The 1,284-nt window shown below is 66.5% G+C and carries 1 protein-coding gene and 1 pseudogene; both read right to left on the reverse strand.

What is annotated here, in order from left to right; translation table 11 throughout:
* Positions 1-416: pseudogene (locus tag LQV45_RS33380) on the reverse strand (glycoside hydrolase); the annotation flags it as partial.
* A gap of 223 nt (positions 417-639) precedes the next feature.
* The coding region (locus tag LQV45_RS33385) for a cation diffusion facilitator family transporter (protein WP_230012037.1) at positions 640-1,284 on the reverse strand (645 nt) is incomplete at its 5' end.

Consider the following 1,284-nt stretch of genomic DNA (forward strand, 5'->3'; position numbering starts at 1 on the left):
TTGCGGTACAGGTCACCGGCCAGCTGGCCCAGCTGTTTGCGGGTTTTGGTCTGTTCTGCCCCGGCGGCGGCAGCCCTGGCGGCCGCCACAGCCGCCGCGTCACGGCGTGTGGCCAGCTCCACGAGGGCCTCGCCGTACGCGTTGTTTGCTTGCAGGGATGCGGCGAGGCTGGTTTCCTGGCCGGCCGACGCGTCGGCCAGAAGCCCGTCGATCCTGGTGACCTCTGCCGCCGTCGAGCTTGCACTGGACTTGGCGGCAGCGATCTCTTCCGGTGAGGGGATCTCCGGCGACGCCGGAACCCGGCCGGCAGTCTCCAGCGGCGGGCGCCCCTGCGGAGAAATCTGCGAAGAAATCAGCGGCGCGGCCTGGGCCGGGAGCGCGAGCGTTCCGAGGAGGACGACGGCGGTGCAGAGCACAGCCGTCTTGCGGCCGGATCGGATCCAACTCAGGGGCAACCTCGCTGAAGTCTCAGGCTGGAGTGGGCGAGGTCGGATTTGGCGCGTGAAAGCCCTCTGCGGATCACCCAGCAGGCATGAGGCTACGTGCCAAAGGCTACTTTGGCAACACGAGTCACATGAATAACATAAACAACACGAGTGTCATTTGGCCACGTCCGTGACGGGTGTGTCCTGCCGACGGTCAGGCGTGCTGGTGGGCCTCGTGCTCTGAATGCGTGGTGGGCTCGAGCTGGAACGTGCAGTGTTCGGTGTCGAAATGGGAGCCAAGGCAGCTGGTGAGTTTGTCCAGAACCCGGTCGGCGCCCTTGGCGCCGAGCGCTGCGTCTTCCACCACCACGTGGGCGGAGAAGACGGGGACACCGGAGGTAATGGTCCAGATGTGGATGTCGTGGACGGATACCACGCCGTCCACCGCAAGGATGTGGTCGCGGATCATCTGAACGTCCACGCCCTTGGGCGTGGCCTCGAGGAGCACGTCGACGACGTCGCGCAGCAGGTGCCAGGCCCGGGGCAGGATCATGAGGGCGATGAGGATCGAGGCAATGGTGTCGGCCGCCTGGAACCCGGTGACCATGATGACCACCGCCGCCGCGATGACGGCAAAGGACCCCAGCAGATCCCCCAGGACTTCGAGGTAGGCGCCGCGGACGTTCAGGCTTTCCTTCTGGGCGCCGCGCAGGATCAGCAGGGAGACCAGGTTGGCGACGGCGCCGAGGACCGCCGCGGCGAGCATGACGTCGGTGTGGACCTCGGGGGAGGTGCCGAGCCTGCGGATGGCCTCGGTGAAGATGACCACCGAGATGACGATCAGGACCAGTGCGATCGC

The sequence above is a fragment of the Microbacterium sp. Bi128 genome, assembly GCF_918698205.1.